28 protein-coding genes and 1 pseudogene are annotated in these 26871 nt (G+C 64.2%); 14 read left to right on the top strand and 15 right to left on the bottom strand.

From position 1 onward, the window contains the following. Window positions 1–30: 30 nt before the first annotated feature. Together AB0J47_RS38190 and AB0J47_RS38185 are read right to left on the bottom strand one after the other, a co-directional pair. A complete protein-coding gene (locus AB0J47_RS38190; RefSeq protein ID WP_364358156.1) occupies window positions 31–1140 on the bottom strand; it encodes a winged helix DNA-binding domain-containing protein in 1110 nt (369 codons plus the stop codon). Window positions 1141–1289: 149 nt separating this feature from the next. Continuing rightward, entirely contained in the window at window positions 1290–2264 is a 975-nt protein-coding gene (locus AB0J47_RS38185; RefSeq protein ID WP_364358153.1) for an NADPH:quinone oxidoreductase family protein, read from the bottom strand. Between the two features lie 145 nt (window positions 2265–2409). On the opposite strand from AB0J47_RS38185, the gene AB0J47_RS38180 reads away from it, so the two are divergent. Together AB0J47_RS38180 and AB0J47_RS38175 are read left to right on the top strand one after the other, a co-directional pair. Continuing rightward, on the top strand, window positions 2410–2733 hold the full coding sequence (locus AB0J47_RS38180; protein ID WP_364358150.1) for an ESX-1 secretion-associated protein: 324 nt from the start codon (window positions 2410–2412) through the stop codon (window positions 2731–2733). Further along, complete coding sequence (locus AB0J47_RS38175; protein WP_364358147.1) at window positions 2730–3881, top strand: transglycosylase SLT domain-containing protein; 1152 nt, start codon at window positions 2730–2732, stop codon at window positions 3879–3881. The genes AB0J47_RS38180 and AB0J47_RS38175 overlap by 4 nt, the downstream gene beginning before the upstream one ends. Before the next feature lie 24 nt (window positions 3882–3905). Here AB0J47_RS38175 and AB0J47_RS38170 read toward each other — a convergent pair whose 3' ends face one another. The 4 genes from AB0J47_RS38170 to AB0J47_RS38155 form a co-directional block, all read right to left on the bottom strand. Next, window positions 3906–5132 carry a hypothetical protein gene (locus tag AB0J47_RS38170; protein WP_364358144.1) on the bottom strand — a complete coding sequence of 409 codons (1227 nt, stop codon included), beginning with the start codon at window positions 5130–5132 and terminating at the stop codon, window positions 3906–3908. Window positions 5133–5161: 29 nt separating this feature from the next. Next, window positions 5162–7111 (bottom strand): serine/threonine-protein kinase, encoded by a 1950-nt coding sequence (locus AB0J47_RS38165; RefSeq protein ID WP_364358141.1) that lies wholly within the window; start codon window positions 7109–7111, stop codon window positions 5162–5164. Then, window positions 7111–8985, bottom strand: coding sequence for a serine/threonine-protein kinase (locus tag AB0J47_RS38160; RefSeq protein WP_364358138.1), 1875 nt, complete (start codon window positions 8983–8985; stop codon window positions 7111–7113). Before AB0J47_RS38160 ends, AB0J47_RS38165 begins: the two co-directional genes overlap by 1 nt. Before the next feature lie 71 nt (window positions 8986–9056). Beyond that, a complete protein-coding gene (locus tag AB0J47_RS38155) occupies window positions 9057–9302 on the bottom strand; it encodes a hypothetical protein (protein WP_364358135.1) in 246 nt (81 codons plus the stop codon). Window positions 9303–9439: 137 nt separating this feature from the next. On the opposite strand from AB0J47_RS38155, the gene AB0J47_RS38150 reads away from it, so the two are divergent. Continuing rightward, window positions 9440–10207, top strand: a complete 768-nt coding sequence (locus AB0J47_RS38150) for an acyl-ACP thioesterase domain-containing protein (protein ID WP_364358132.1) — start codon at window positions 9440–9442, stop codon at window positions 10205–10207. 58 nt (window positions 10208–10265) lie between these two features. Here AB0J47_RS38150 and AB0J47_RS38145 read toward each other — a convergent pair whose 3' ends face one another. Beyond that, window positions 10266–11936 (bottom strand): FAD-dependent oxidoreductase, encoded by a 1671-nt coding sequence (locus AB0J47_RS38145; RefSeq protein ID WP_364358129.1) that lies wholly within the window; start codon window positions 11934–11936, stop codon window positions 10266–10268. A gap of 182 nt (window positions 11937–12118) precedes the next feature. Between AB0J47_RS38145 and AB0J47_RS38140 the strand changes: the two genes are divergently transcribed. Further along, window positions 12119–12610 (top strand): histidine phosphatase family protein, encoded by a 492-nt coding sequence (locus AB0J47_RS38140; protein ID WP_364358126.1) that lies wholly within the window; start codon window positions 12119–12121, stop codon window positions 12608–12610. Between the two features lie 12 nt (window positions 12611–12622). Here the strand turns inward: AB0J47_RS38140 and AB0J47_RS38135 are convergent, their stop codons facing one another. Beyond that, complete coding sequence (locus AB0J47_RS38135) at window positions 12623–12826, bottom strand: hypothetical protein (protein ID WP_364358123.1); 204 nt, start codon at window positions 12824–12826, stop codon at window positions 12623–12625. 59 nt (window positions 12827–12885) lie between these two features. Here AB0J47_RS38135 and AB0J47_RS38130 point away from each other — a divergent pair, with 59 nt between their 5' ends. The 8 genes and pseudogenes from AB0J47_RS38130 (at window position 12886) to AB0J47_RS38095 (ending at window position 18089) form a co-directional block, all read left to right on the top strand. After that, entirely contained in the window at window positions 12886–13254 is a 369-nt protein-coding gene (locus AB0J47_RS38130; protein WP_364358120.1) for a VOC family protein, read from the top strand. Window positions 13255–13518: 264 nt separating this feature from the next. Next, complete coding sequence (locus AB0J47_RS38125; RefSeq protein ID WP_364358117.1) at window positions 13519–13986, top strand: MerR family transcriptional regulator; 468 nt, start codon at window positions 13519–13521, stop codon at window positions 13984–13986. After that, on the top strand, window positions 13983–14993 hold the full coding sequence (locus tag AB0J47_RS38120) for an aldo/keto reductase (RefSeq protein ID WP_364358114.1): 1011 nt from the start codon (window positions 13983–13985) through the stop codon (window positions 14991–14993). The genes AB0J47_RS38125 and AB0J47_RS38120 overlap by 4 nt, the downstream gene beginning before the upstream one ends. Window positions 14994–15019: 26 nt before the next feature. Then, window positions 15020–15313: a putative quinol monooxygenase gene (locus AB0J47_RS38115; RefSeq protein ID WP_364358111.1), complete on the top strand. Its 294-nt coding sequence runs from the start codon at window positions 15020–15022 to the stop codon at window positions 15311–15313. A gap of 70 nt (window positions 15314–15383) precedes the next feature. Then, window positions 15384–15848 (top strand): annotated as a pseudogene (locus AB0J47_RS38110) (carboxymuconolactone decarboxylase family protein); the annotation flags it as partial. A gap of 12 nt (window positions 15849–15860) precedes the next feature. Continuing rightward, the gene (locus AB0J47_RS38105; protein WP_364358203.1) at window positions 15861–16172 is read left to right on the top strand and encodes a GNAT family N-acetyltransferase; all 312 of its coding nucleotides are present in this window, start codon (window positions 15861–15863) and stop codon (window positions 16170–16172) included. 149 nt (window positions 16173–16321) lie between these two features. Then, window positions 16322–17311 carry a pirin family protein gene (locus AB0J47_RS38100; RefSeq protein ID WP_364358108.1) on the top strand — a complete coding sequence of 330 codons (990 nt, stop codon included), beginning with the start codon at window positions 16322–16324 and terminating at the stop codon, window positions 17309–17311. 133 nt (window positions 17312–17444) lie between these two features. Then, window positions 17445–18089 carry a hypothetical protein gene (locus AB0J47_RS38095; protein ID WP_364358105.1) on the top strand — a complete coding sequence of 215 codons (645 nt, stop codon included), beginning with the start codon at window positions 17445–17447 and terminating at the stop codon, window positions 18087–18089. On the opposite strand, the gene AB0J47_RS38090 is transcribed toward AB0J47_RS38095, so the two are convergent. Next, a complete protein-coding gene (locus tag AB0J47_RS38090) occupies window positions 18079–18945 on the bottom strand; it encodes a helix-turn-helix transcriptional regulator (RefSeq protein ID WP_364358102.1) in 867 nt (288 codons plus the stop codon). The two genes, AB0J47_RS38095 and AB0J47_RS38090, sit on opposite strands and share 11 nt — an antisense overlap. A 100-nt stretch (window positions 18946–19045) precedes the next feature. Here AB0J47_RS38090 and AB0J47_RS38085 point away from each other — a divergent pair, with 100 nt between their 5' ends. Then, a complete protein-coding gene (locus AB0J47_RS38085; RefSeq protein WP_364358099.1) occupies window positions 19046–20053 on the top strand; it encodes an aldo/keto reductase in 1008 nt (335 codons plus the stop codon). Window positions 20054–20108: 55 nt separating this feature from the next. On the opposite strand, the gene AB0J47_RS38080 is transcribed toward AB0J47_RS38085, so the two are convergent. Together AB0J47_RS38080 and AB0J47_RS38075 are read right to left on the bottom strand one after the other, a co-directional pair. Next, complete coding sequence (locus AB0J47_RS38080; protein WP_364358096.1) at window positions 20109–20579, bottom strand: DUF4442 domain-containing protein; 471 nt, start codon at window positions 20577–20579, stop codon at window positions 20109–20111. A 70-nt stretch (window positions 20580–20649) separates the two neighbouring features. Beyond that, the gene (locus AB0J47_RS38075; RefSeq protein WP_364358093.1) at window positions 20650–20970 is read right to left on the bottom strand and encodes a CD225/dispanin family protein; all 321 of its coding nucleotides are present in this window, start codon (window positions 20968–20970) and stop codon (window positions 20650–20652) included. 231 nt (window positions 20971–21201) lie between these two features. Between AB0J47_RS38075 and AB0J47_RS38070 the strand changes: the two genes are divergently transcribed. Continuing rightward, window positions 21202–21885: a hypothetical protein gene (locus tag AB0J47_RS38070; RefSeq protein WP_364358090.1), complete on the top strand. Its 684-nt coding sequence runs from the start codon at window positions 21202–21204 to the stop codon at window positions 21883–21885. Between the two features lie 29 nt (window positions 21886–21914). Here AB0J47_RS38070 and AB0J47_RS38065 read toward each other — a convergent pair whose 3' ends face one another. From AB0J47_RS38065 to AB0J47_RS38050, 4 genes are all read right to left on the bottom strand, one after another. After that, window positions 21915–22199, bottom strand: a complete 285-nt coding sequence (locus tag AB0J47_RS38065; protein WP_364358087.1) for a PIN domain-containing protein — start codon at window positions 22197–22199, stop codon at window positions 21915–21917. 118 nt (window positions 22200–22317) lie between these two features. Further along, window positions 22318–22518, bottom strand: coding sequence for a hypothetical protein (locus tag AB0J47_RS38060; RefSeq protein WP_364358084.1), 201 nt, complete (start codon window positions 22516–22518; stop codon window positions 22318–22320). 68 nt (window positions 22519–22586) lie between these two features. After that, window positions 22587–26540, bottom strand: a complete 3954-nt coding sequence (locus tag AB0J47_RS38055; protein WP_364358081.1) for a DNA-directed RNA polymerase subunit beta' — start codon at window positions 26538–26540, stop codon at window positions 22587–22589. Window positions 26541–26646: 106 nt separating this feature from the next. Beyond that, window positions 26647–26871: hypothetical protein (locus tag AB0J47_RS38050; RefSeq protein WP_364358078.1), on the bottom strand; the 225-nt coding region annotated here is incomplete at its 5' end.

The raw sequence follows: 26871 nt of genomic DNA, 5'->3' as shown, positions 1-26871 counted from the left end.
CATTCGGTGCGTTGATCCTCATCGTCCTGGTCAGGGACGCAGATCGGCGGCCACGTCCAATATTTCGACGCTCGGCTGCTTATCGGCCTCCAGAAACCCGACCAGCGCATTGGCCTCCGCATCGACCGCCTTGCGCTCCACAGCCGACCACGTCCTGGTCGGGGTGATGCGCAGGCGGGCGACACCCTTCTCCAGGAAGATCTTGTAGAAGCCCGCGAGGAAGCCGTCGACCAGGACCGGGGAGACCGCGGTCGCGAATGCGCGCAACGGTGGGGCCGTGCCGTCGGGGACGATTCTGGTTCGGTCCTGATGCGAGAGAATCGCATTGTCGTACCAGCCGAGCAGGCGCACCGGGGCGGGCAGATCGGGATCGGCGAGTTCGCCGTCGGCGATGTCGTAGAGGGTGCGACCGCGTTCGTCGGTGTAAGTGCGCAGGCGGTCGCCGAGCTGCTCGACGGCGGCCTTCATACCGGTCAGCTTCGACCAGGTCTGCATATCCATGGTGCTGGCCGGGCCGAAGGCGCACAGATAACGAAAGACCAACTCCGCCAACGGATAGTTGGGTTCCAGCGGCGCGCCGAGCCAGGGTTCGACACGGGACCAGATCGGCCTGCTGTTGTCCTTCCACTTGCCCCGCGGCGGAGTCTGCAGCACGGGCAGTTGGCACAGCCAGGTCTGCAGCACCGCACCGGCATCGCGATCCGGGTAGATCACCGCGGCCTTGGCGCGCAGGTCGGCCGCCGACATCGGCTCGTCACCGAGTGCGGCCTCGCCGTGCTTGCGCACCTCGTCCGGATCCAGACCGACCATCGCGCCGTAGTTGAAACCTTTTCGGAAAGGGATCTTCTCGAGCTCGGGCTGGATATGCGGCGCAATACGCAGCGCATCCGGCGGCGTAACCATATGAATCGTCCCACGCATCAAGGTGATTCGCACCAGCGAGCGATCCTCCAGAGCGGCCGACACCGTCGCGGGATCGAAATCCGCTATGCGGCTCCACAATCCGACGAACGGCGGCCGCGAATCCTGGCCCTGCAACCCCACCAGATGGTCACACATCTCGAACACACTCAGCGCTGAACGCTCCAGCAGATGCTGGCGTGCAAGCAACGTCCGATTCAATACCCGATTAGACAGCATCTGCGCAGCGATTCCTCAGGGTGGCGGTCGGGCACGGGTGGGCCAGCTTCATGATCAGATCACCGTACCGCTGGGCGCGAATTGTCGCGCCGCGCATCGAATGGTCGCAGAATTCGAGCGCGGCCTACCAATTCGGGCGCGGCTCGAGGTCAGCGCAGGGTGACAACAACCTTTCCGGTGGCGGTGCGGTTGTCGAGGGAGGCGACCGCCTCGGCGGCCCGCTCCAACGGGTAGAGCACCGGCTTCGGTGGGGTGATCTTGCCGGAGGCAAGCAATGGCTCGACCTCTTCCCACTGCTCGGTCAGATAACCCGGATGGGTCATTACCCATTCGCCCCAGGCCGCGCCGATCACCTCGACGTTCTTGAGCAGCAGTCGATTCACCTTGACCGTCGGGATCTCACCGGCGGTGAAGCCGACCACCAGCAGACGGCCCGCCGGAGCGAGGCTGCGGATGCTGTCGGTGAACCGGTCGCCGCCGACCGGATCGAGCACGATATCCACACCGCGGCCACCGGTCAGCTCCTTGACGGCCGCGAGCCAGCCGTCGGTCAGCACCACATCGGTGGCGCCGTTGGCACGCGCGACGGCCGCCTTCTCCTCGGTGCTCACCACCGCGATGACCCGACTCGCACCCAGCGCGACCGCCATCCGCAGGGTCGAGGTGCCGATGCCGCCCGCGGCGCCGTGCACCAGCACGGTCTCCCCCGCAGCCAGCCTGCCGCGGTTGCGCAGGCAGAAGTGCACGGTCAGATCGTTGAACAGGATTCCGGCCCCGGCCTGCAGAGATACATTGTCCGGCAACCGGAACACCATCTGCGTCGGCGTGACCGCCACCTCGGCGAGAGCATTGCCGAGCATGGTCAGCGCGACCACCCGATCCCCCGGCTTTATGTGCGCGCCCTCCGGAGCCTCGCGCACGATCCCAGCCACCTCGCCGCCGACGACGAACGGCAGCTCGGGCTTCATCTGGTACAGACCCCGCGTCATCAGCACATCGGGAAACGCCACCCCGGCCGCATGCACGTCGATGACCACACCCCCGGGATATGCCGCCGGCTCCGGAATCTCGACGACCTCGACCGCTTCCGGCCCCTCCAGCTTGCTGACCTGGGCTGCACGCATATGCCGACCTCTCTGTCCATTCGGCGACACTCACATCACCGACGCCATGACCAAACTAACCACCCACCGTCGACCCCCTGTCCGCACCACCTGTTTTTGCTATGCTGACCGCGACCTGAGGTGGGGACGAAGGGGGAGGTTTTTCGTGGTAGACCAAATGGACCCGGGCACGTTGCGGGTCGATGCGGGCGCACTGCAGACATTCGCCAAGAGTCTGGGCGATGAGGCGAATGGCATCAAGAAACTCAATGTCGGTGACGGCTTCAACATCGCGGTAAACGCACTGCCCGGCACCCAATTCGGAACTGCCGTGCAATCCGCCACCGACACCGTCAACCGCAGCCTGACCCGAATCGGCGAGCGTCTCGACAAGATCGCTTCGCTCACCCACAACGTCGCGGGCGCGTTCGAAGTCGCCGAGACCGACTTCACGAACAACCTGAAGACGATCGGCCTGCGACTCCCATGACCCTCACCATCGACGACGTAGCCAAGTGGGAGCCCAGCCACCTCACCACCGCCGCCGACAACGCGGCCAAAATCTCAACGGATCTGGACACCGCGGTCCGCAAGGGCACCGAAGACACCGCAAAGCTGGGCACCGACAAGATCTGGTCCGGCGCCGCCGCAGCAGCGGCGAATACGCGAATGGAGACCGAAAAGACCCGCGCTTCCGCGGTGAGTCAGCGAATACTCGAACTCCAAACGGCGTTCCAAGCCGAGGTTGGTCGGCTTCAGTACCTCAAAGACGAGATCGTGACGCTGCGCAACACAATCTCGACCGCGTCGCCGGTTCCGGCCGACGGCCGAGGTCTCATCACCGGCTTCCCGGTGAATCCAGACGGAACTATTGACCCCGAAGGCCGGATCGCCGCCCTACTCGGCCCGCTGTCCAGTCAGGACAACCAGAACACGGACACCGAGAACCTGGCGTGGAGAGCCCGTCGGGACGCCGCGGACTGGTCGAACCAGATCACCGTCAAACTCAAGGAAGCTGAGCAGGCCGCCAACGACGCAAAAACAAAGGTGGACACCGCAGTACAGAACCTGGAGAAGGCCTTCAACGACCTCGGCGACCCGAATCTGGGAACGTCACAGTCCCAGAACACCAGCACCACGCCGGCGTCCACCACGTCCTCCAACACGAGCAAGCCCAGTTACGTGTCGAGCAATCACAACGGCAGCGGCTCCGGATCCTCCTCCGGCAGTTCGAATTCGGGCAGCACGACGTCGTACAACGTCCCCAGCACCATGCCGACCGGCGACCAGAAGAAGTGGATCGAGGAAGCGATCAAGGCGCTGCGCGAAAAGGGCTACAACATCAGCGATAGCGACGCCGCGATCATCGCCACCATCATCGAGAAGGAATCCGGCGGCAACCCCAACGCCATCAACCTCTGGGACAGCAATGCCGCGGCGGGCATTCCATCGAAGGGCCTGATGCAGACCATCGACCCGACTTTCAACGCCTACAAGCTGCCCGGCCACGACGACATCTGGAATCCGGTGGACAACATCATCGCCGGATCGCGGTACGCGATCGAAAGATACGGTTCATTGAGCAACGTACCGGGCATCGTCGCGATGAGCCAGAAGGAAGGCTACGTCGGTTACTGATCGGCGCGGCCCCGATCGAACGACTTACTGGGTGTTCGCCAGCAACGCGTACTGGGCGACAACCCGTTGCTGTGCGTCGTACAACTGCGCGCTCTGCACATAGATCGCATACGACCGGTACGCGACCACGCATCGAAACCTATCGTCCGAAACGGCCCGAAGATCCTCGTAGCAGTACGAATCCCCAACATTCAGGGGCGGATCGTAATCGCGCCGAAAGCCTTCGGCATCGATCCTCGGATAGTCGCTGACGAACTTGTGCGCTGCCGCAACGCTATTGGTCCGGTACACAGTCGACAAAGCCGACACCGCTACGCGATCGACTTGTGCTTCGGTCATGATCTGGTGCCGACCGGCCTGGTTCGTCACGAACGCGACGAATGACGAACGCGACGTCTTGTTCAAGAAGCCGCGCCTGGTGTAGATGAGGTCGCCCGAGCTCGGACGCTGAACCACCATGTCCGCGTGCAGGGTTCGAACGAGTAGCCGATCAGGGTCCTGCCGCAGGGTGTTGAATTTGTCGCGCGGGGTCGATGTGAAACCGTCCAGCGCCTTCGTCTCGGCGTCGAGATACTTCTGCGTCATCTCAACCAGCGCTTGAATATTGGTGTCGCGCTGCTCCGCCAGGATGCTGATGACGAATACACCGTGCGGTGTAGTGCTGCCCAGGGTCGGCACCGATGGCCGCCAGTGCGCCTTGGCTTGCGCGTATCCAGGCAGCTGCACCGCGACATTGTCGGGGTTCCACGAGAAATCAGCGTCGTTCATCTCCGTAGCGGCCGATGTGGCCGACCGTTCGTCGGGAAAGCGCGATACCGCCACAAACAGGCCCTCGCGGTCCTTCGATGAGTCACGAGCGTTCGCAAGCGGCGTCGACTTATCCGAAGCGGAGGAGACGAATCCCAGCACCATACCGTACTTCTGCAGGACGGCCTCGACCGGGGGGACCAGGTATCGCGTCATGGCCTGTGTAGTGAGCACTGGGCCTGCGATAGCGCCTTGCCCGTATTTGGAGTCGACCTCATAGGGGTTCAATACCGAGTCGGACATGCGCACTGCCTCCAGCAACGCATAGTCCTGCTGATCCAGTTGGTCTACCAGGCGGGACTGCCGGACCGGGTATTGACCAGCATCCAGCTTTCGAACATCCGGTTCGCCGGGCAGCGCGGACCCTCGAACCGCCTGACCACACGCCGTCACCGCGACGATGACGAGAAAAGCCACAAACGAGCCGAACATCAAGCGACGCACGCCAATCCCTCCCAAGCCCGCTGATACGTTCACCGAGGCGGCAGATTCGAGACAACATTCTTCAGAACCGCCGCCGCAGCTGTGCAGAGTCGCTCCGGGTCGACCGTCTGATTCGAAACCCGCACTGTCACGACCTCCGCGAGACCCTGATCAATAGTGCCTTGCGCATATTGGGCCGAACACTCCCCACGTTGGGGGTCATCGACAGGCCGATAGCCGACGAGCCCTTCGACATCGATCTGTTTCAATCCCGATGTGAGATCAGGCCTGGCTGCCCGATCCAGTTTCAAGGTCAAGACATTGGTCGCTGTCCATTTGCAGCTGTACACGTCATTCGCAACCCCCTGCGAAGGCGCGCCGACGTTGAACTTGATGGCAGTCGGCGAAACCAGCGCGCAGGCATCGAGTCGCGCCAACGAGCCCTGAACGTTCAGCAGCTGAAATGACGACGACCGCAGCCGAGCGATCACCTCGGCCATGGCCGACTCCGCGGCTTCGCACATTCCTGCCTTGGCGGCCGAGTCCGAGGTATTCACCTGAACGAACAGACCGAACTGCGGCTCCATTTTCGCGGGCACCAAACCCCGTGTGCAGTCGTGCCCCAGGTTCGTACGGTCTTCGAGCACCGGAACGCCATCAATCCTTTTTCCGCTTTCTTGGTAGGCGGCTGTCGACCTCTTCCACAGCTCAACGTTGTAATTCGCGCCCTTGGCAGTGCAGGAGCCCCACTGCAAGGGATAGGGTGCTGCCTTCCACTCACCTACTGCGGTAAACGGTTTGTTCATCAAGCCACACAGATCGACCAGCCGCAGTTGCGTCAGGTTCATCGCACTGAGCGGATTCTCAGTCGCACCAGCAGGATTCGCCGGACCATCGCCAGAGCGCATGACCCCAACCCCGATTCCGGTACCGATCAGCAGCACCAACGCGACCAAAGCCGCAATCACCAGCGATCGCTTGTCCCGCTTCGAACTCGCGTCCCACGAGTTGACTTCCAATCGACGGAGTCGCTGCTCGAAGGTCTCCTCCTCACGCATCGACGTCGGCTCCGTGCCAGCGGATGGCACCCCGACGATCTGCGTCGATTCCGGATCGGATGTCAACGCCGATAACTCTGCGGCCTGCTGCCGAATTGCGCCGTGGACAGCGGAGGACCACGGATTCGGCGCCTGCGGCATCGGTCCGAGGTAATCCAGGATCTGCGCCGTCGTCGGACGTGCCCCCGGCTCCTTACGCAGGCACGGCTCGACCAACTGCCGGATCTGCGAGGGAAGCCCGGTCAGGTCCGGATCAGTGTGCACGATGTTGTACAGGGTGTGCGGCATCGATGCCCCGGCGAATGGGCTCTTGCCACCAGCGGCCATCGCGATGACGGCCCCGAAGGCGAAGACGTCGCTAGCCGGCGTCAGAGGCATCGACTGTGCCTGCTCCGGCGACATGAACGCGGGCGACCCGATGATCGAGCCTGTTTGCGTCAGCTCGGATCGGCCCTCGACCGCTCGCGCGATACCGAAGTCGATAACCCTCGGTCCGTCCTGCGCGAGGATGATGTTGGCGGGCTTCAGGTCTCGGTGTATGAGCCCGATTCGATGGATCGCCGTCAGCGCCGAAGCCAAACCGACTGCGAGAAACCGCACCTGATCGACCGGGAGCGGACCGAACTGCGCCACCGCTTTGTCCAGTGGCAGCCCCGGTACGAAAACCGAGGCAAGCCAGGGCATCTCGGAGTCGACATCGAAGTCGACGACAGCGGCGGTGAATGCCCCGGAGACACGCGCGGAGGTCTGCACCTCACGGCGAAAACGCGGCAGGAAGTCGTCTTCCTCGACCAGATGCGGATGTACCTGCTTGATCGCGACCGGCCGGCCGTCGGGGCCTATTCCAAGGAATACGCGCCCCATTCCCCCGGCGCCCAGTTGTCCGAGTAGGCGATACCGTCCGATCCGAGCGGGCTGATCGGAATCCAAACGCTCGACCATCAGGTGGCACGCAATCGGTTCAGCACCGACATCAGAATCGGATCGGAAGGCGCACAAGCGTTATCGGACGCGATCGTCGATTTTGGATGGACTGTCACAATTACCATCTCCCCCCGATTCTCGAGTGTCGATCGGACCATGTGGTACGTCACGCATTCTCCTTTGTCATCGGTGGAACGCGAGACATCCAGCGGCCCGAGCTGGCCGCCGTTAAGTCTGAGATTGGTGAACTTCGATTCCCCGGTGTCGACCCGCTTGGTCTCGGTGAGCTCGACGGTGACATCCGCCTCGGCACCCGACCACTTACATTTGTGCACGTCGACGGGAGCCGCCTTGACACCCGCACCCAGCGAAGAGTCCACGACCGACTGATCGACTGCGGTACAGGGGTCCATTCGAATCGCGGACTGCCGCGGTAGCGACACCAAGGGCGGATTCGAGGCGAGTCGGGCGATAACGGCCTTCAGTGCGCTCATCGCCAGCTCGCACGATTCGGTATCGCTACCCTTCACGTTCACTTCGATTCCGATACGTGGACTTTGCCGCAACAACGCCGCGCGCCCACACAGGTTGACAACGCTGGAGTGAAACGTCGAATCGAGTATCGGCAGACCCGCGACGGTCACTCCGCTGTCCTTGTATTCCGTTGCGGGCACATCGGTTCCGGCATACAGCGTTACTGTTGTCTGCCTACCGTTGCTCTGGCGTAGACCCATTGCACATGTCGTGGATCTCAAAGCAAATGTCGAGTCCGGAGTACCGAGTGAACCGAGAACGTCGGAACTGAGCAGTTTGCATGTGTCGACCAGCCGCAGCTGCTCATCACTCAGCTCCAGCTTCCGGTTCGCCAGCGGATCCGGTGGCACGGATTCACCGTGAGTCAGCAGGACCGCGCTCGCACCGCCCGCGGCGACCAGCGTCGCGACCGCGGCGGCCGCCACCCATCGGACCCGGCCGCCGCGTCGCTTGGCCGACTCCGGGACCCGTCCGTCCAACGCGACCCACCGCTCCGCATCGGAACGATCATGCGCAATCTGCTGTCGCACGGCCGCTGCCCAGCCCGCACGTGCCGTGATCGCCTCGACCGATTGCAGCAGCTGTGGCGGCGTCGGCCGATACGCCGGATTCTTGTCGAGACATGCTTCCACCACACCGCGCAGGACAGGTGGGACTCGGGTGGTATCCGCTCGATTGTGGACGACGTTGTACAGAGTTTGCGGAGTGGACGCACCAAGGAAAGGGCTCTCGCCGGTCGCGGCCAGCACCAACATCGCACCGACCGAAAACACATCGCTGGCAGTCGTCAACTGATGACCTTCGGCCTGCTCTGGCGACATGAATGCGGGCGAACCAACCACCGAGCCGGTGCTAGTGAGCTGGATATCCCCCTCCAACGCCCGCGCAATACCGAAGTCGATGACCCGCGGACCATCCTCCGCGAGCAGTACATTGGTCGGTTTGAGGTCGCGGTGCACCATGCCCGCGCGGTGGATCTCCATGAGCGCCGAGGCCAGTCCCGCTGTGAGCAAACGGAGTCCGCCCAATGGCATCGGGCCGGATTGGTCGACGGCGGCGCGCAGCGAAGGTCCCGGTACGAACACCGAGGCCAGCCAGGGTTCGGCGGCGTCGGGGTCGGCATCCATGACCGCGGCCGTGTATGCGCCGGTGACGCGCTGTGATGCCTGGACTTCCAGTCGGAAGCGGGCGCGAAATTCCGGGTTCTGGGCGAGGTGGCGGTGGATCATTTTGACTGCGACGAGACGTCCGTCCGGCGATCGGCCGAGCAGCACTCGTCCCATCGCGCCCTGCCCGATTACGGCGATCAAGCGATGGCGGCCTGCCCGGCGCGGATCGTGCGGCCCAAGTGGTTTCAACCCCGGCCCTCCCCTCGGTCCTCTCGGGATAGTACCGGCGCGATCGCCGATCGTCGCCCGAGGCGCAGCGCTCAGGCGAAGGTTTGGTTGCGTTCGGCGAGGGCGGCGCGGAGCTTGGTGATCGCGGTGGGGCCGACACCGTGTAAGGCGGCGAGGTCGCGTTCGGTCCAGGTGGTCAAGTCGGCCAGGCGGTGGATTCCGGCGGCGGCCAGGGCTCGTTCGGCGGGTTTGCCGAGTTTCGGCGGTAGGTCGGAGTTGTGCACACCCGCCACCCTGCCAATCCCCTTCGTCGAATCGCTGCGCGGTGCTTCCATCATCGCCCCATCCCGCCCGGCGGGACCGACGTGTGTGAGTAGAGGCGGCTCGGCGCGAGTGTGTGACGTACGCCCCGTAAAGTCGTCTCAGAACAGCAGCGTAAGAGAACGCGGCACACCGTGCAGCGCGAGGAGCACCAGTGTCACTCGATCAGCCACTCGCCCCGCTTCCCCAGGAGGGCATGGGGTTTGCGTCGGCGTGGCCCATGCGGGCGGGCGATGTAGATCCGTACAACCGCTTGCGGTTCGACGCCGTCGCACGTTATCTGCAGGACATCGCCTGGGAGCAACTGCAACAGACGAACCTGCATACGACCGATCCGAGCTGGATCGTGCGTCGTACGGTGATCGACGTCATCCGGCCGATCCTGTGGCCCGACCAGGTGCGGCTGCTGCGGTGGTGTTCGAGCATGTCCACCCGCTGGACGAATATGCGGGTGCGCATCACCAGCGCGAACGGCGGATTGATCGAGACCGAGGGCTTCTGGATCAATATCAGCGAATCCAACAATATGCCCGCCAGGATCAGCGACGAGGGCTTGGCCTATCTGGCGCAGACCACCAATGAGCACCGTCTGCGCTGGCGGCCCTATCTCACCGACGCCACCCCGCCGGAATCGGATACCGATATGCCGTTCCCGGTGCGGGCCACCGATATCGACCAGTACAACCACGTCAACAATGCCTGTTACTGGCAGGCGGTGGAACAGTTCCTGGTCGAATACCCCAAGCTGGTCGCCGGACCGCATCGCGCGGTGATCGAGTACGTCGCGCCGGTGCTGGCACGTCAGCACGTCACCGTGCGCAGCCGCTACGAACCGGGCGATCGCTCCGGGCGACCGGTGCTGCGGTTGTGGTTCGTGGTCGGCGGTACCACCACGACCGTTGTGCGCATCATGCCTCTGTAGAGATAAACCGGCAAAGAAAAACCGGCTCCGTTCACTGGGAACGGAGCCGGTGGCCTGTTCAGCCGCGTGCGGCCTTGAGCAGATCCTCACGGGTAGTGAACTTCACCCGCGGACGGCCCGATGCCTTACCCGCGGACTTCTCCGCCGTATCGATCGCCTTCCAGCCCTCACGGTCGACCAGATCGGCCTGCCGCTGGCCGAGCAGCGCCTTGAGCGCGGCCCGATCGGCCTGTGGCACACCGAGTTTGCCCGTGGTGAAGTCGGCGAGGAGCTGCTCGACGGTCTCCTCGGAGTCGATTCGGTTGGAGCCGATGACACCGCGCGGACCGCGCTTGATCCAGCCGCTCACATAGACACCGGGCACCGGAACACCGTCCTCGCCGATGACACGGCCGTGCTCATTGGGGACCACGGCGCGGCGCTCGTCGAAGGGGAGATCCTTGATCGCTTCGCCCTTGTAGCCGATCGAACGCAAAATCAGTCCGGTGTCCAGGGTCTCGCTGCGATCGGTTGTGCGCGCCAGCAATTGGCCGTTCTCGCTGACCAATTCGTTGTGCGCGAACTCGACCGACTCGACGTGATCGGCACCGTGCAGTGCCGTCGGCGAGACCAGATAGCGGAAGACGATCCGCTTGTTGGCCGGATCACGACGCCCTGACGCGTATTCCTTGGCGAGGGTGTACTTCAGCTCCAGCGACGGCTCGACCTCGGGATGGTCCAGCAGCGCCTGGCTGCCCGGGTCGAGCGTCAGGTCGGCCTCCTCGACGATGACGTCGACGCCCTTCAGATGCGTCAGCGCCAGGAACTCCGGCGAGGTGTAGGCCGCCTGCAGCGGACCGCGCCGACCGAGCACGACGACCTCACGGATATTGCTGCCGCGCAGCGCATCCAGGGCATGGTCGGCGATATCGGTCTTGGCGAGTTCGTCCGGGTCCACCGTCAGCACGCGCGCGACATCGAGGGCGACATTGCCGTTGCCGACGATCACCGCGCGCTCACCGGACAGGTCGAACCTGCGATCCGCGTAGTCCGGATGGCCGTTGTACCAGGCGACGAATTCGGTCGCCGAATGGCTGCCCGGCAGATCCTCGCCCGGCACACCCAGTCGCCGGTCGGAGGACGCGCCCACCGCGTAAATGACCGCGTGGTGGTGGGCGAGCAGTTCCTCATGGGTGATGTGCGAGCCGACCTCGACATTGAGGTAGAACTGCAGCGCCTCGCGCCGGAAAGCCGACTCGAACAGCCCGGAGACCGTCTTGGTGCCCGGGTGGTCGGGAGCGACGCCCGCGCGCACCAGACCCCACGGCGTCGGCAGCCGATCGAACATCTCGACCTCGACATCGCAGCGGCGCAGCAGTTCGTCGGCCGCGTAACAGGCCGCCGGTCCCGCGCCGATGATCGCGACGCGGAGCGTGCCGAGTTCCTTGGGCGGACGCGCGGGCGTGACGATCGGATCGAAGTTCGATTCGAGTGGATGCCGTTGGAAGTAGGCGGCGTTGATGTCGCGGAACCTGGCCAGCGACGCGGTCAGATCATCCTCGGAGAAGATGGCCTCCACCGGGCACGCGTCAACGCAGGCACCGCAGTCGATACAGGTGTCGGGGTCGATGTAGAGCATCTCGGTCGTCGCGAATTCCGGCTGGTCCGGGGTGGGACGGATGCAATCGACCGGGCACTCAGTGACGCAGCTGGCGTCGTTGCAACAACGCTGCGTGATTACGTAGGCCATATTGTGCAGATCCTCGAAAATGTACCTGGGCTATAGCCACCCAAGGGGGTCGGGAGTGGTCGGGAGCGTCATCGTCACGGTGCCGGCGGGGGTGTCCCATGAGGCGCCGTGATTGTGATGCCGCTTTCAGTTTGCCTCGAGTGTGTTCGAGGCCTCTTCTCCGGAGGGCTTACGGTATCTCCATGGTGCGGACTCTGATCCTCATGCGGCACGGTAAGTCGTCCTATCCCGACGGTATCTCCGATCACGAGCGCCCGCTCGCTCCACGTGGTCAGCGCGAGGCCGGACTTGCCGGTCAGTGGTTACGCCAGACCCAGCCGCCGATCGATGCGGTACGCTGCTCGACCGCCACGCGCACGCGGGAAACGCTCGCCGCCACCGGAGTCACCGCGCCGGTGGTCTATGAGGCTGGCATCTACGAGGCGTCGCCGCGCACGCTCATCGAACTGGTCCAGCTCAGCGATGACGATGTCACGACGCTGCTGGTCATCGGGCATGCGCCCGGAATGCCTTGGACGGCATGGGAGTTGGCGAGCAATCGCGACTCCGATCCGGCGATCGAGCTCAGCCGGAAGTTCCCCACCTCGGCGCTCGCGGTACTCGAATTCGACCGGCCGTGGGCGCAGGTGGACGAGGGCACCGGCGATCTGGTGCGATTCCATATTCCGCGCTGAGCGCGGGTGCGATCAGTGCAGTAGTTTGCCGCCGACCACCACGACGACGCCCAGGACGACGAGCAGCACGAACGCGGCGAATCCGCCGAGCAGCCACCACACGACGCCGAGCGCCAGCACGAACGGCGCCACCGCGATGGCGGTGATCACGGGGCTTTCCCGGACCGTGGCCCAAGCCGAGCGGGCTCTGATCCGGTCGATGTCCTTACCTGGCATGTCACCAGAGTAGGTGCGAAAACCCGTTCTCGCCGTCGAGCCGATGCGATGCTCAGCAGATGGATTGGAAAATCGAACTGGTCGCGATTCCGGTGACCGATGTGGACCGCGCCAAGGACTTCTACACCAAGATCGGCTTCAACGCCGACCACGACCACCGCGTCAACGAGAGCCTGCGCTTCGTCCAGCTGACCCCACCCGGCTCCGGCTGCTCCATCTGTATCGGCGAAGGCATCACCGACGCCGCACCGGGCAGCGTCGAAGGCATGCAGGTGGTTGTCGCGAGCGCCGAGGGGGCGTACCAGCAGTTGGTCGCGGCAGGTGTGGAGGCGACGCCCGTGAAGGATATGGGTTGGGGCCTGTTCACCTTCTTCGCCGACCCTGACGGCAACAAATGGGCCGTGCAGGAGCTGCCCAAACGCGACTGAGTCCACAGCGGCCCGTTGGTCATCGTCGCGCATTGGATGCGCGGCGAGGACAGCGTCCGTTCGCTACCCCAGTAGATCGAGCCGAATCGTCAATGGACACGGCAAGTTGTTGTGAACTCGTCCCCACCCCTGGTCGGCTCCAGTGTCCCACGCAAGATGCGGGCCCGGCGGCAAGCACAACCGATGTTCGGCAGAATTAGGGCTTGCTTGGAGTGCGCTCCAGGTCATTAACGTCGGTTTTGTTCATCGAGAAGGGCGAGTGCAGTGGGTGGAGCCGTAGATCAGGTCGTCGGTGACGAGCAAGTCGATGTGGATCGGGAGAAGCCGCAGTATTCGATCGGCGAGGCAGCGGATCGGTCGGGACTGAGTCGCGACACGCTGCGATGGTACGAGCGGATCGGGCTGATGAATTACATCGGGCGCGATCACGCCGGAAAGCGGCGGTTCAGCAATCGCGATCTGGAGTGGTTGGCCTTGATCGGCAGGTTGCGCACCACCGGGATGTCGGTGGCGGACATGGTCCGCTATGCCGAATTGGTGCGGGAGGGCGAATCCACCGTGCCCGAGCGGCTGCAGATGTTCCGCAATACCCGCGCGGAGGTGCTCGCCAAGATCGACGAACTCCATCAGACCCTGGCCGTGCTCGATTACAAGATCGACCTGTACGAGGGCAAAACCGCCGCCGTCAAACCGGCCGCACTCACGAAACCATGCAAAGGGATCAAAATATGAGTTCACTTCCGACTGCAGCATTGGGCGCCAGCGGGATCCAAGTGGGTGTACAAGGCCTGGGCTGCATGGGAATAAGCGATTTCTACGGCCCGTCGGACCTCACCGAATCGCGGGCGACCCTGGATCGCGCACTGGAACTCGGCGTCACGCTGTTCGATACCGCCGATATGTACGGCTCGGGTCACAACGAGGAATTCCTCAGCGACTTCGTGCGCGCCAACCGCGACGAGGTGGTCCTCGCCACCAAGTTCGGCATCGTCCGCAAGGCCGACGACCCCACCTACCGCGGCATCGACAACTCGCCCGAATACATCAGCAGCGCGGTCGATGCCAGCCTGCGCCGCCTCGGCATCGACACCATCGATCTGTACTACCTACACCGCCGCGATCCCGCGGTCCCGATCGAGGAATCGGTCGGCGCGATGGCCGAGCTCGTGGCGCAGGGCAAGGTTCGGGCGCTCGGCCTGTCGGAAGTGACCGGCGACGAACTGCGCGCGGCCCATGCGGTGCATCCGATCGCGGCCGTGCAGTCCGAATGGTCGCTGTTCTCCAGGGATGCCGAGCGCAGTGCGGCACCCACCGCCGCCGAACTCGGCGTGACATTCGTGCCGTACTCGCCGCTCGGTCGCGGATTCCTCACCGGATCCTTCGCCGCGGCAGGCGAGTTGGCCGACGACAAGGACTTCCGGAAAACACAGCCGCGCTACTCGGGCGATAACGCCGCACACAACGTCGAATTGCTCGCCCCGCTGCGCGCCATCGCGGACGAGCGCGGAATCTCCCTCGCGCAGGTGGCATTGGCGTGGGTGCATGCCCAGGCGGGCGTGCACGGACTCACGGTGGTCCCGATTCCGGGCACCCGCAGCCGCATCCGGCTCGCCGAGAATGTCGCCGCCGCGACCATTTCGCTCACCGCCGAGGAATTGGCCGTGCTGGACCCGATCGCCGACAAGGTGGCCGGAGACCGGTACGCGGATATGTCTTTCACCGCCGTCGGCCGGGAATGACCGGTCAGCCGAATCAGGAGTCATCGGTGTCCACTCTGACGCTCAATGTCCGGTTCGCCGCCAAGCCCGGTCACGAGACCGAACTGCGCGAGACGCTCGAGGATTTGGTTGCGCCGACACTTGCCGAGGCGGGCTGTATCGCCTACGAGCTGTATCTGCACCCGAGCGATCCGAGTCGGGTCGTGCTGCTCGAGGAGTGGGTCGATGAGGCGGCACTTGCGACGCATTTCGAAACCCCGCATCTGAAGGAAGCGGCGGCAATATTGGACGAGATCCTGATCGAGCCGTTCCACCTCCGACGGTTCCACGAGGTCACCTGATCTCACAGAGCCCAGCGCAGCACGGCATCCGGACCGCAGTCCGGGTCCGTGCTGCTCTACTATCCGGAGCATGGAGTCATCCGGCAGACGCGTGTTCATCGACAAGCAGACACCCGAGGCGTTTCGCGCGCTGAACACCGTGGCCAGCGCGGTCCGCGCCGCCGGAGCCGAGGCCGGACTCGACCGCAGGCTCATCGAATTGATCAACGTACGCATCTCCCAGATCAACGGCTGCGCCTACTGCCTGGACGTCCACCATCGCGCCGCCATCGCGGCCGGCGCCACCGAGCGCGAACTCTCCGTACTGTCCGCGTGGCGGCGCACCGAGCTGTACGCGCCGCACGAGCGGGCCGCGCTGGCACTTGCCGAACTCACCACCACGCTGCCGGACGAGGCCACGATGGATCGTGAGTACGCTCGGGCGCGGGAGCATTTATCGGATGAGCAGGTCTCGGCGATCCTCTGGGTCGCCACCACGATCGGCGCGTTCAACCGCGTATCGATCCTGAGTAAGCACCCGGTACGCCCGACGAAGGAGAAGTCGACCATGACCGAATCGACGCCCGAGAGCAAGGTCGTTCGCAACGACGAGAAGCAGCGCTACGAGGTCTTCTACGGCGGCGAACTGGCTGGATTCGCCGAGTACGAGGAGCGCGACGACGAGACGGTGTTCATCCACACCGAGATCGATGGCGCGTTTTCCGGCAAGGGCCTCGGCACCGTTCTGGCCAAGAACGCGGTGGAGGATGCGGTCGCCCGCGACCGGGTGATCCGACCGCTGTGCCCGTTCATCAAGGCCTATCTGGAGAAGCATCCGCAGTACGACGAGCACGTGGTCGGCAAGGGCATCACCCGATGAGCGAGCGAACCATCAGCACAGCGACAAGGTCGGTCATGCCGGAACCGAGCGCCAGCGAGGTGCAGGCACGTGAGTGAGCGCAGCGAGCGAACCATCAGCACAGCGACAAGGTCGGTCATGCCGGAACCGAGCGCCAGCGAGGTGCAGGCATGAGTGACCTGGATCCGCATCCGGACGAAGCGGTCTGCGAGGCGACACCCGGTTGCGGTCCGGTCGCGGAGATCTATCCGGCGCGCGAGGTCCCGCTCGGCGGTGTGCGCGGCGTTTACGTGGAACGTGTACTGCCGCAACGTGATCTGCCGACCGTCGGCGCCTGGTGCTTTCTCGATCACTTCGGCTCGCCCACGGTCACCAAGACGGGTGCGTCACCGGATATCGATCCGCATCCGCATATCGGATTGCAGACGGTGACCTGGCCGTTCGACGGCCGTATCCGCCACCGCGACTCGGTCGGCTCCGATGTGGAGATCGAGCCGGGACAGCTGAATCTGATGACCTCCGGACGCGGCATCGCGCATTCCGAATACGGCGTCGCGGGGGCGCAAGCCGGGCACGGCCTACAACTGTGGATCGCGTTGCCCGGCAATAGCCTCGGGATTGATCCACACTTCGAACAGCATCGTGACCTGCCGGTCTACGAGGCTCCCGGAGTGCGAGCCATCGTGCTGATCGGCACGTTCGCCGGACTCACCTCGCCTGCCAAGGTGTACACGCCGATCGTCGGCGCGGATGTGCGGATCGAACCGGGCGTCGACACCACCATTGCCCTGGATCCCGATTTCGAGCACGCGCTCATGGTGGTCGAGGGCAATGTCACCGTCGATGGCACCGAAATCGCCGCGGGCCCACTGCTCTACCTGGGCGCCGGCCGCGACGAGTTGCCGCTGACGAGCACCGAGGGCGCGCATTTCGCGCTCATCGGCGGCGAGCCATTCGGCGAAGAACTGGTGATGTGGTGGAACTTCGTCGGCCGCAGCCATGAAGACATCGTCGAGGCCCGAAACGATTGGGAAAAGCATGTTGTCGAACGTTTCGCCGATATCGCGGGCCACACACCGCAACAGCGCATTCCCGCCCCGCCGCTGCCCGGTCTGCATCTGAAGCCGCGCAAGCGGCGCATGGGTTCGGCCAGGACCTGAATACGAAGCACCACAAAACAATCGGGACTCACCTGGTATCGGGGAGGAAACCCTTCAACATTCGATCACGAAACGGTATCTTCGTCCGGAGCAAACCGGACATTCCACGCCGGTGGTCGGATGAAAGAGCAGGATGAGGATCTCCAGAATCACCGCGACGGCACTGCTTGCGCTCGCGGCCACCACGATAGGCACCAGCGTCGTACATGCCGAACCCGCAGTGCCCGCGCCTAATTCGACCGCCGACGTACCACTCGATCTGCAGGGCATCTTCCAGCACCTCGGCTACCACGTCGCGGCGACGCAGAACCGGCACGCCGTGGTGACGACCATTTCGGAGGGCCGCTGGGACCTGGTCCGCGACAACAAGGTCATCTCGCTGACCGATCCGAACGGACAGGTGGTCGCCGCACTGCCAACCGTAGTGAAGATCGCCGGGCATCGAATCGATCTGGTGCCGACCATCGATGAGGCGGGTACCCGGCTCGCACTCACACCGATCAGCACGACCGATGACCCGGTGCGGGAGGTGAGCACCGAGGAGCGCTTTTTCGATCAGGTCGAGAAGTCCATGCCGCAGGTGTTGACGGGTGCCGCCATCGGTGCCGCTATCGGATTCGTCCTCGGTTTCCCGCTCGGCCTTTTCGTCTTCGACTTCGTCACCGTCCCGGTCATGACCGTGGTCGGCGGGACCATCGGCGCGTTCGCCGGTCTGTCCGCGGGTGGTGGTGAACCGGCCGTTCAGGCGGCGATGGATTACTTCGATCTCAATCCCTGAGCGAGCCGATATCGTCGTGCGGTAGCAGGCGCTGCGTCCCGATGACGCGCAATAGATCCAGCTTCTCCGCGGCATCGGTGCCCGGACGCGGCATATAGACCAGTAGGCGCTGTGCCGCGTTCGGGGTGAGCAGGGTTTCGCAGACCGTATCGATCGCGCCGACCTCCGGATGCAGGATCCGCTTGATATCCGAAGTCCGCACCGCCACTTCGTGTTCGTGCCACAACTGCTCGAATTCCGCACTCGCGGTACGCAATCGGCTCACGTATTCGGTGACGTCGGCATCGCCGGATCGGCGCGCCGCGGTGGCGCGCAGATCCGCGACGTGATTGCGCCCCAACCGCTCCCAGTCGTCCTCCGGGAAGATCGAGCGCGACTGCGGATCGGTGAACCAGCGCCAGGCATAGAACCGGTCCCAGCCGCGCCGACTCGCGTGGTCGCCGACGAGCAGGGTGTGCATTCGGTTCTGCACCAATACCTCGCCGAGGTCAGTAATGACCGTGGCCGCGGTGTCGTCCAGTTTCGCGAGCACATGCATGATCCCGGGACCGACGTGTTTGTCGGCGGACTCACCTCCGGGCGGGGCGTGGTCGCACAGGTGATACAGGTGGTCGCGCTCGTCATTGCTGAAGCGCAGCGCCCGCGCCAGCGACGCCAGCACCTGGGTGGATGGGCGCGGGCCGCGGGACTGCTCGAGACGGGTGTAGTAGTCGGTGGACATGCCCGCCAGCATGGCAACCTCGTCCCTGCGCAAACCGGGGGTGCGCCGGCGCACCCCCGGTGGCAGTCCGACGTCCGCGGGCGTCAACTGTTCGCGACGCCGGCGCAGGAAATCGGCCAGTTCGGATCGGTCCATAGCAATACTTTCCCGCAATACGCGCGAGTCAGCCAGGGATCGCCGATCCCCCGATAAGCGATCTCTGCCGCCACGCGTGCACAGCGGCCAAGCTGGTCCTATGACGACATCGAAGCTCACCAGCAAGCTCGGCAATACCGGACCAGCGGTCAGCCGCATCGGACTCGGCGCCATGGGCATGTCCGGCATGTACGGGGCCGCCGACGACGCCGAATCGATTGCCACCATCCACGCCGCACTGGACTCCGGCGCCAACCTCATCGATACCGGCGACTTCTATGGCGCCGGTCACAATGAGATGCTGATCGGCAAGGCGATTGCCGAGCGTCCCCGCGAGGACATGGTGCTGAGCGTGAAGTTCGGCGCACTGCGCGGGCCGGGTGGCACGTGGGGCGGCACCGATAGTCGCCCCGTCGCGCTGCGCAACTTCCTCACCTACAGCCTGCAGCGCCTCGGCGTGGACTACATCGACGTCTACCGCCCCGCGCGCTTGGACCCGAATGTCGCGATCGAGGAGACGATCGGCGCCATGGCCGAACTCGTCGAGGCGGGTTATATCCGCCACATCGGCCTGTCCGAGGTCGGCGTCGAAACCATCCGTCGGGCCGCCGCCGTGCATCCGATCGCGGATCTGCAGATCGAATACTCGCTGATCTCCCGGAGTATCGAGGCCGAAATCCTGCCCACGGTAAGGGAACTCGGCATCGGCGTCACCGCCTACGGAGTGCTGTCACGTGGTCTGCTCAGCGATTCGGTTCGTCCGGGCGCGACCTTCGCGCCGACCGACTTCCGCGCGCACAGCCCGCGCTTCCAGGGTGAAAATCTCGACCAGAACCTGAAATTGGTCGACGCTCTCGCGAAAATCGCTGCGGAGAAGGATGTTTCGGTCGCGCAATTGGCCATTGCCTGGGTGCTGACCAGGGGCGCGGATATCGTGCCGATCCTCGGCGCACGCACTCGCCAGCGCTGGACGGAATCCCTTGGAGCCGTGGATATCCAGCTCAGCGCCGACGAACTGGCAACCATCGAAGCCGCAGTGCCGGCCGATCAGATCGCGGGCGAGCGTTATGCGGCCGCGCAGATGGCGCTGCTCGACAGCGAGCGCTGACGTGGTTTACGGGAGGGCGCGCGTTCGGGTCGCCCTCCCGACCCCGGGCAATCGGTCACTTCCGACGTGGCCGAATGACCGCCGTGAATGCCGATGCGGCAACAGGCTTGCCAGTGCTATCAGTGATTTCCACCGGCACCTCGAGTTCGACATCGGCGCGCGCCGCGATATCGGCGCGCACTTGTTCCAAGGTTTCGGCGGTCAACTCGGAGGTCGCGACGAATGGACCCGCCTCCCCCTTGGCCCGCGCGAGGTATTCGATCCGGCCGCCACGGGCGACGATGAACGTCTCACCCATGAGATCGACAATGCCCGAGATCGACGCACCCATCGCCGCGGTCTCGGCTAGCCCGAACAGCACCGCGGCATGCAGATCACCATTGTGGTTGAGATGTTCGGGCTTCGGCGCGATCGTCACAACATTGCGGCCCGAGCTGAACTCCACTCCTTCGATGCCGGTGAACTGGATAAATCCCAGCTTCTGAAATCCGGCCATCACCAGATCGCCCATAGCCGCGTCATCCATCGCATCTCCCACTGAACTGAAACGTGTTCTAATTTCATACCCCGGCGGGACAGCGGTTGTCCACCATGGATCAGTAGGAAGACGATCGGGTGAGCGTGACGGCCAGGTAGCCGACCGCGAGTACTACGCACACCACATTCGCGACCATGGCCCCGATCGCCCAGCCTCGCGCCTTCCTCGACGCGTCCGTCGCTCCCGCGACGTCGCCCGCGATCCACTTCGAGTGCACTTGCGCGCCGAAGACGATCGCGACCAGCCCGAGCGCCGTCCCCACCAGACAGGTCAGCGTGCCGATAATCGTCGCGACGAGCGCGAAGCCCAGATGCGCCGGTGGCTCGAACTGCGGCTGCGCTGGAGGATAGCCATAGCCGGGCTGTTGTCCGTACGTCATGGATGTAGTCCCGTCTCGAAGTCGGTGGCCAGGCCCGGCATTTCGGGCCCTTCCAGCCTACGAATCTTTTCGCGCACTCGTGCAGACGGCGGATGATCGCACGATCGGCTCCCCTTGGGCACAATTGACAACGGTGGCATATCTATCGCGATTGGATATTGCATGACGACGTTGGCGCGAAGAACTGAGGGAAAGCCGATGTGTCTGCGGCCGATCGGACGGTAGGGGCCGATGTACGACCCGACCGCCGATATCGACCGGATCATCGCGCAGCAGGTGGGTTGGTCCACGGCCGACGACCATCTGCTGTACACCTGTGGTGTCATCGACTTCCTACTGCACGACCGACTTGCCGAACTGCCGCCCCGGGCGACCATGGTCCGAACCGAACCCGCCGAAATCCCTCTGGCAGAGGGGCCTGCCGTCTGGTTTCAGTGGCGCGCGGTCGGGGACGGTACCTGGAATCACAACAGTGTGACCGCAGTCGGATCGTTATCCTTTGTGGCCGCCGCCCATCTCGGCAATGCTATGGCGAACCGCTCGCGCCGCCGCCAGGCCGAGGCCGGACTGCGCCCGCGCTGGGTAGCCGAACGCCCTGGGACAGTAATGGTTTCGGACCGACGGATGTACTGCTACAACGCGGATCATTCGTTCTCGGTGCACTGGGCCGGTCTGGAAATGGTGGATATGCCCGGTCCCGACCGAATGGTCTGCCGCTATCCGGACCGAAACGGCAATCCACATCTACTGCAGGTCCAAAGCCCATGGGCCGTACTGATTTTCGCACTTGCGGCCCACACCCAGTTCCCGAGCCATCCCCTGTTGCAGTCAGGTAACTGGCTACCGGCTGGCTTCGAGGAGAAATGCCACATCGCAGGCAAAACCTGTCCCCGAGTGCGTCATCAGGATCGCTAGAAATCTGCCGGCTGACCGCCGGTCATCATCTACGGCAGAACATTGATGAAACCTAGTCCGGCGGTATTCACCGCACGAAAGTGGTTGTCCGCATTAGCGATTTCCCGTATTCCGAGTCGCTCGGCAACCGCAATCAGAGAAGCGTCCGCAGCGCCCAGTGGAAAGCTCGCGAACTGCTTCATCAGCTCGATAATCCGCAGCGTGTCCGCGGCATCGAACTCCTCACGGAAGACTCCGTCCCGCACGGCTTCCATGAACTGGATTTCGGCCTGTGCACTGGCGTACTTCTGCATCAAGTAGGTGACCTCAGCCACTACATACGGAGGACAACCAGCTCATCAGTCCGACCTACCAGGAGCGCACTCATCTCAGCGTGCCGTCTATCCCGCCGATTCATCACTGCGACCAGGACATTAGCATCGACGATCAGTTTTACTGGGCCTCAAAGAGTTCGGTATCCATCCGCTCACTAAGGTCTTCTGGGCCGTCGAAGGACGGCAGTGCGGCGAGCCGATCGCTTGCGCCACCCTCAACCAATCGCAGCAGCGCTTCACGCGCTGCGGGCGCAACCTCTGGTCGGAGTTGCTCGACGAGACGATGCAGTTCTGGGTAGTGGTCGTACGCCACGCTCACACTTTGACAATACCGTGAAACGAGAATCGCCCCGCTCCTGTTGGAGCGGGGCGATTGCCAATTACCGACTACCGGTAGTCGCTGAAACCGTAATCGTCGAGCGGGACCGCGGCACCGGTGGTGGCGCCGAAGCTGTCCGGCGAGTAGTAGGTGTCGTCGTAGGACGGCACCGCGTACGCCGCGGCACGAGCCTCTTCGGTCGGCTGGACCTGGATGTTGCGGTAGCGGTTGATACCGGTACCGGCCGGGATCAGCTTGCCGATGATCACGTTTTCCTTCAGACCGATGAGCTTGTCCGAGCGGCAGTTGATGGCCGCGTCGGTCAGGACTCGGGTGGTCTCCTGGAAGGATGCCGCCGACAGCCACGAATCGGTCGCGAGCGACGCCTTCGTGATACCCATCAGCACCGGGCGACCGGCCGCGGGCTCATTGCCCTCGGCGACGACGCGACGGTTGGAGGCCTCGAACTCGGAACGCTCGGTGAGCGAACCGGGCAGGAACTCCGTGGCACCGGAATCGATGATCGTCACGCGACGCAGCATCTGGCGCACGATGACCTCGATGTGCTTGTCGTGGATCGACACACCCTGCGAGCGGTAGACCTCCTGGACCTCGTGGACCAGATGGATCTGCACCTGACGGGGGCCCATCACACGCAGCACCTCGTGCGGATCCGCCGCGCCTTCCAGCAGCTGCTGGCCGACCTCGACGTGGTCACCGTCGGAGAGCAGACGCTCGGTGCCGTCGTCGTGCTTGAACACACGCAGACGCTGACGCTTCGAGAGCTTGTCGTAGACAACCTCTTCGCCACCGTCATCCGGGATGATGGTGATCTTGTAGAAGCGATCGTCGTCCTCGAGCCGCACCCGACCCGAGACCTCAGCGATCGGCGCCTTGCCCTTGGGCACACGAGCCTCGAAGAGCTCCTGCACACGGGGCAGACCGCCGGTGATGTCGTCACCCGCGACACCACCCTGGTGGAAGGTACGCATGGTCAGCTGGGTACCGGGCTCACCGATGGACTGCGCGGCGACGATACCGACGGCCTCACCGATGTCGACCAGCTTGCCGGTCGCCATGGAGCGGCCGTAGCAGGTCGCGCACACGCCGGTGCCGGTGGTACAGGTCAGCACGGAGCGGACCTTCACCTCGGTGATACCGGCGTCGAGCAGCGCCTCGATGGCCGGGTCGCCGAGGTCGGCGCCCTTCGCCACGACAACGTTGCCCTTGGTGTCCACCGCGTCCGAGGCGAGCGTCCGGGCGTACGCGGAGGTCTCCACGTGCGCGTCCCGGATGAGCGAGCCGTCGGGCTGCCTCTCGGCGATCGGCACCACGATGCCGCGCTCGGTGGCGCAGTCGTGCTCGCGCACGATGACATCCTGCGAGACGTCCACCAGACGACGGGTCAGGTAACCCGAGTCCGCGGTACGAAGCGCGGTGTCGGCCAGACCCTTACGAGCACCGTGGGTGTTGATGAAGTACTCCAGCACCGTCAGGCCCTCACGGAAGGAGGACTTGATCGGCCGCGGGATGAACTCACCCTTCGGGTTGGTAACCAGGCCCTTCATACCGGCGAGGGTACGAGTCTGGGTGAAGTTACCGGTCGCGCCCGAGTCGACGATCGTGATGATCGGGTTGTCGGCCGGGTAGTGCGCACGCAGCGCCTTACCGACCTCTTCGGTCGCTTCCTGCCAGATCTTGACCAGGGCGTTGTTGCGCTCCTGGTGGTCGAGAGCACCACGCTGGTACTTCTTCTCGATCTGATCGGACTGCGCCTCGTAGCGCTCCATGATCTCGGTCTTCTCCGGCGGAACGAGCACGTCCGACATCGAGACCGTCACGCCGGAACGGGTGGCCCAGTAGAAGCCCGCGTCCTTGAGCTTGTCGACGGTCTGCGCGACCACGATCATCGGGTAGCGCTCGGCCAGATCGTTGATGATCGTTGCCTGACGCTTCTTCGGCATCTGCTCGTTGATGAACGCGTAGTCCGCCGGGAGCAGCTCGTTGAACAGCACGCGACCAAGGGTGGTCTCGGCGATCCACGCGTCGCCGCGGTTCCAGCCATCCGGGAACAGCTCCGCCTCGACAGCCTTCGGCGGGCGCTGGTCGGTGAGGCGCACCTTGATCAGCGAACGCACGGTGAGCTCACCGCGGTCCACCGCCATCTGCGCCTCGGCGGGCGAGGAGTACACGCCCTGCTCCGGTGCATCCTTGGTGGCCGCCTGGTACTCGCCCTTCGCGCCCTCTTCCAGGCGGGTCAGGTAGTACAGACCGGTCACCATGTCCAGACGCGGCATGGCCAGCGGGCGACCCGAGGCAGGCGAGAGGATGTTGTTCGAGGACAGCATCAGGATGCGGGCCTCGGCCTGCGCCTCCGCGGACAGCGGCAGGTGCACGGCCATCTGGTCACCGTCGAAGTCGGCGTTGAACGCCTCACAGACCAGCGGGTGCAGCTGGATGGCCTTACCTTCCACCAGCTGCGGCTCGAAGGCCTGGATGCCGAGGCGGTGCAGGGTGGGCGCACGGTTCAGCAGCACCGGGTGTTCGGCGATGACCTCTTCGAGGACATCCCACACCTGGGGACGCTGCCGCTCCACCATCCGCTTGGCGGACTTGATGTTCTGCGCATGGTTCAGATCGACCAGACGCTTCATCACGAACGGCTTGAACAGCTCCAGCGCCATCAGCTTGGGCAGACCGCACTGGTGCAGCTTCAGCTGCGGACCGACCACGATGACCGAACGGCCCGAGTAGTCGACGCGCTTACCGAGCAGGTTCTGACGGAAACGACCCTGCTTACCCTTGAGCAGATCGCTCAGCGACTTCAGCGGGCGGTTACCCGGTCCGGTGACCGGGCGGCCGCGGCGGCCGTTGTCGAAGAGTGCGTCCACGGACTCCTGCAGCATCCGCTTCTCGTTGTTGACGATGATCTCGGGCGCGCCCAGATCGATCAGTCGCTTGAGGCGGTTGTTGCGGTTGATCACGCGGCGGTACAGGTCGTTCAGGTCGGAGGTGGCGAAGCGGCCACCGTCGAGCTGAACCATCGGGCGCAGCTCCGGCGGGATCACCGGAACGGCGTCGAGCACCATGCCCATGGGCGAGTTGCCGTTGGCCTGGAAGGCCGCGACGACCTTGAGCCGCTTGAGCGCGCGCAGCTTCTTCTGGCCCTTACCGCTGCGGATGGTCTCGCGCAGCGATTCGGCCTCGGCGTCGATGTCGAAGTTCTCCATCAGCTTCTGGATGGACTCCGCACCCATGGCGCCGGTGAAGTACTCGCCGTAGCGGTCGATCAGCTCGCGGTAGAGCACCTCATCGACGATGAGCTGCTTGACCGACAGCTTGGTGAAGGTGCTCCAGATCTCGTCGAGCCGGTCCAGCTCGCGCTGGGCACGGTCGCGCAGCTGACGCATTTCGCGCTCGCCGCCGTCCTTGACCTTGCGGCGGACATCGGATTTGGCACCCTCGGCCTCGAGCTCGGCCAGGTCGGCCTCGAGCTTCTGGGCGCGGGCCTCGAGATCGGCGTCGCGCTGATCGGCGACCGCCTTCTTCTCGACCTCCATCTCGGCCTCGAGCGTGGAGAGCTCGTTGTGACGCAGCTCCTCGTCGACGCCGACAATGACGTAGGCGGCGAAGTAGATGATCTTTTCCAGATCCTTCGGCGCCAGGTCGAGCAGGTACCCGAGGCGCGAAGGCACGCCCTTGAAGTACCAGATGTGGGTAACCGGAGCGGCCAGCTCGATGTGGCCCATCCGCTCACGGCGCACCTTGGCGCGAGTCACCTCGACGCCACAGCGCTCACAGATGATGCCCTTGAAGCGGACGCGCTTGTACTTACCGCAGTAGCACTCCCAGTCCCGGGTGGGACCGAAGATCTTCTCGCAGAACAGGCCGTCCTTCTCCGGCTTGAGCGTGCGGTAGTTGATGGTCTCCGGCTTTTTCACCTCGCCGAAGGACCACTGGCGGATGTCTTCGGCGGTGGCCAGACCGATCCGGAGTTCATCGAAGAAGTTGACGTCTAGCACGTAACTTCCTTTCCCCTATTCGGGTCGAATTCGAGCAAAAAGTTCACTAGTTGGTCGAGCGCGGAGGCCGGATGTCGTCGGCGTGCACGCCATCCGGCCCTACCGCCTAGTTCGCCAGATCGTCGACGGTGGCGGCTTCGTTCCTGGACAGATTGATGCCCAGGTTCGCGGCCGCGCGCTCCAGATCCTCATCATCGCCGTCGCGCATCTCGATCGCCGCGCCGTCCGAAGACAGCACCTCGACGTTGAGGCACAGCGACTGGAGCTCCTTGAGGAGCACCTTGAACGACTCCGGAATGCCCGGCTCCGGAATGTTCTCGCCCTTGACGAT

Origin of the sequence: Nocardia sp. NPDC049737, assembly GCF_040674755.1 — a bacterium.
Taxonomy (GTDB): Bacteria; Actinomycetota; Actinomycetes; order Mycobacteriales; family Mycobacteriaceae; genus Nocardia.
The sequence above is the reverse complement of the archived record's forward strand: the minus strand, read 5'-3'. Positions and strand labels throughout refer to the sequence as shown.

Coding starts and splice junctions, on each gene's coding strand:
- AB0J47_RS38190 (WP_364358156.1), bottom strand. CDS start 1,140: ATGCTGTCTAATCGGGTATTGAATCGGACGTTGCTTGCACGCCAGCAT.
- AB0J47_RS38185 (WP_364358153.1), bottom strand. CDS start 2,264: ATGCGTGCAGCCCAGGTCAGCAAGCTGGAGGGGCCGGAAGCGGTCGAG.
- AB0J47_RS38175 (WP_364358147.1), top strand. CDS start 2,730: ATGACCCTCACCATCGACGACGTAGCCAAGTGGGAGCCCAGCCACCTC.
- AB0J47_RS38165 (WP_364358141.1), bottom strand. CDS start 7,111: ATGGTCGAGCGTTTGGATTCCGATCAGCCCGCTCGGATCGGACGGTAT.
- AB0J47_RS38155 (WP_364358135.1), bottom strand. CDS start 9,302: ATGATGGAAGCACCGCGCAGCGATTCGACGAAGGGGATTGGCAGGGTG.
- AB0J47_RS38145 (WP_364358129.1), bottom strand. CDS start 11,936: ATGGCCTACGTAATCACGCAGCGTTGTTGCAACGACGCCAGCTGCGTC.
- AB0J47_RS38140 (WP_364358126.1), top strand. CDS start 12,119: ATGGTGCGGACTCTGATCCTCATGCGGCACGGTAAGTCGTCCTATCCC.
- AB0J47_RS38135 (WP_364358123.1), bottom strand. CDS start 12,826: ATGCCAGGTAAGGACATCGACCGGATCAGAGCCCGCTCGGCTTGGGCC.
- AB0J47_RS38130 (WP_364358120.1), top strand. CDS start 12,886: ATGGATTGGAAAATCGAACTGGTCGCGATTCCGGTGACCGATGTGGAC.
- AB0J47_RS38120 (WP_364358114.1), top strand. CDS start 13,983: ATGAGTTCACTTCCGACTGCAGCATTGGGCGCCAGCGGGATCCAAGTG.
- AB0J47_RS38105 (WP_364358203.1), top strand. CDS start 15,861: ATGACCGAATCGACGCCCGAGAGCAAGGTCGTTCGCAACGACGAGAAG.
- AB0J47_RS38100 (WP_364358108.1), top strand. CDS start 16,322: ATGAGTGACCTGGATCCGCATCCGGACGAAGCGGTCTGCGAGGCGACA.
- AB0J47_RS38095 (WP_364358105.1), top strand. CDS start 17,445: ATGAGGATCTCCAGAATCACCGCGACGGCACTGCTTGCGCTCGCGGCC.
- AB0J47_RS38090 (WP_364358102.1), bottom strand. CDS start 18,945: ATGGACCGATCCGAACTGGCCGATTTCCTGCGCCGGCGTCGCGAACAG.
- AB0J47_RS38085 (WP_364358099.1), top strand. CDS start 19,046: ATGACGACATCGAAGCTCACCAGCAAGCTCGGCAATACCGGACCAGCG.
- AB0J47_RS38080 (WP_364358096.1), bottom strand. CDS start 20,579: ATGGATGACGCGGCTATGGGCGATCTGGTGATGGCCGGATTTCAGAAG.
- AB0J47_RS38075 (WP_364358093.1), bottom strand. CDS start 20,970: ATGACGTACGGACAACAGCCCGGCTATGGCTATCCTCCAGCGCAGCCG.
- AB0J47_RS38070 (WP_364358090.1), top strand. CDS start 21,202: ATGTACGACCCGACCGCCGATATCGACCGGATCATCGCGCAGCAGGTG.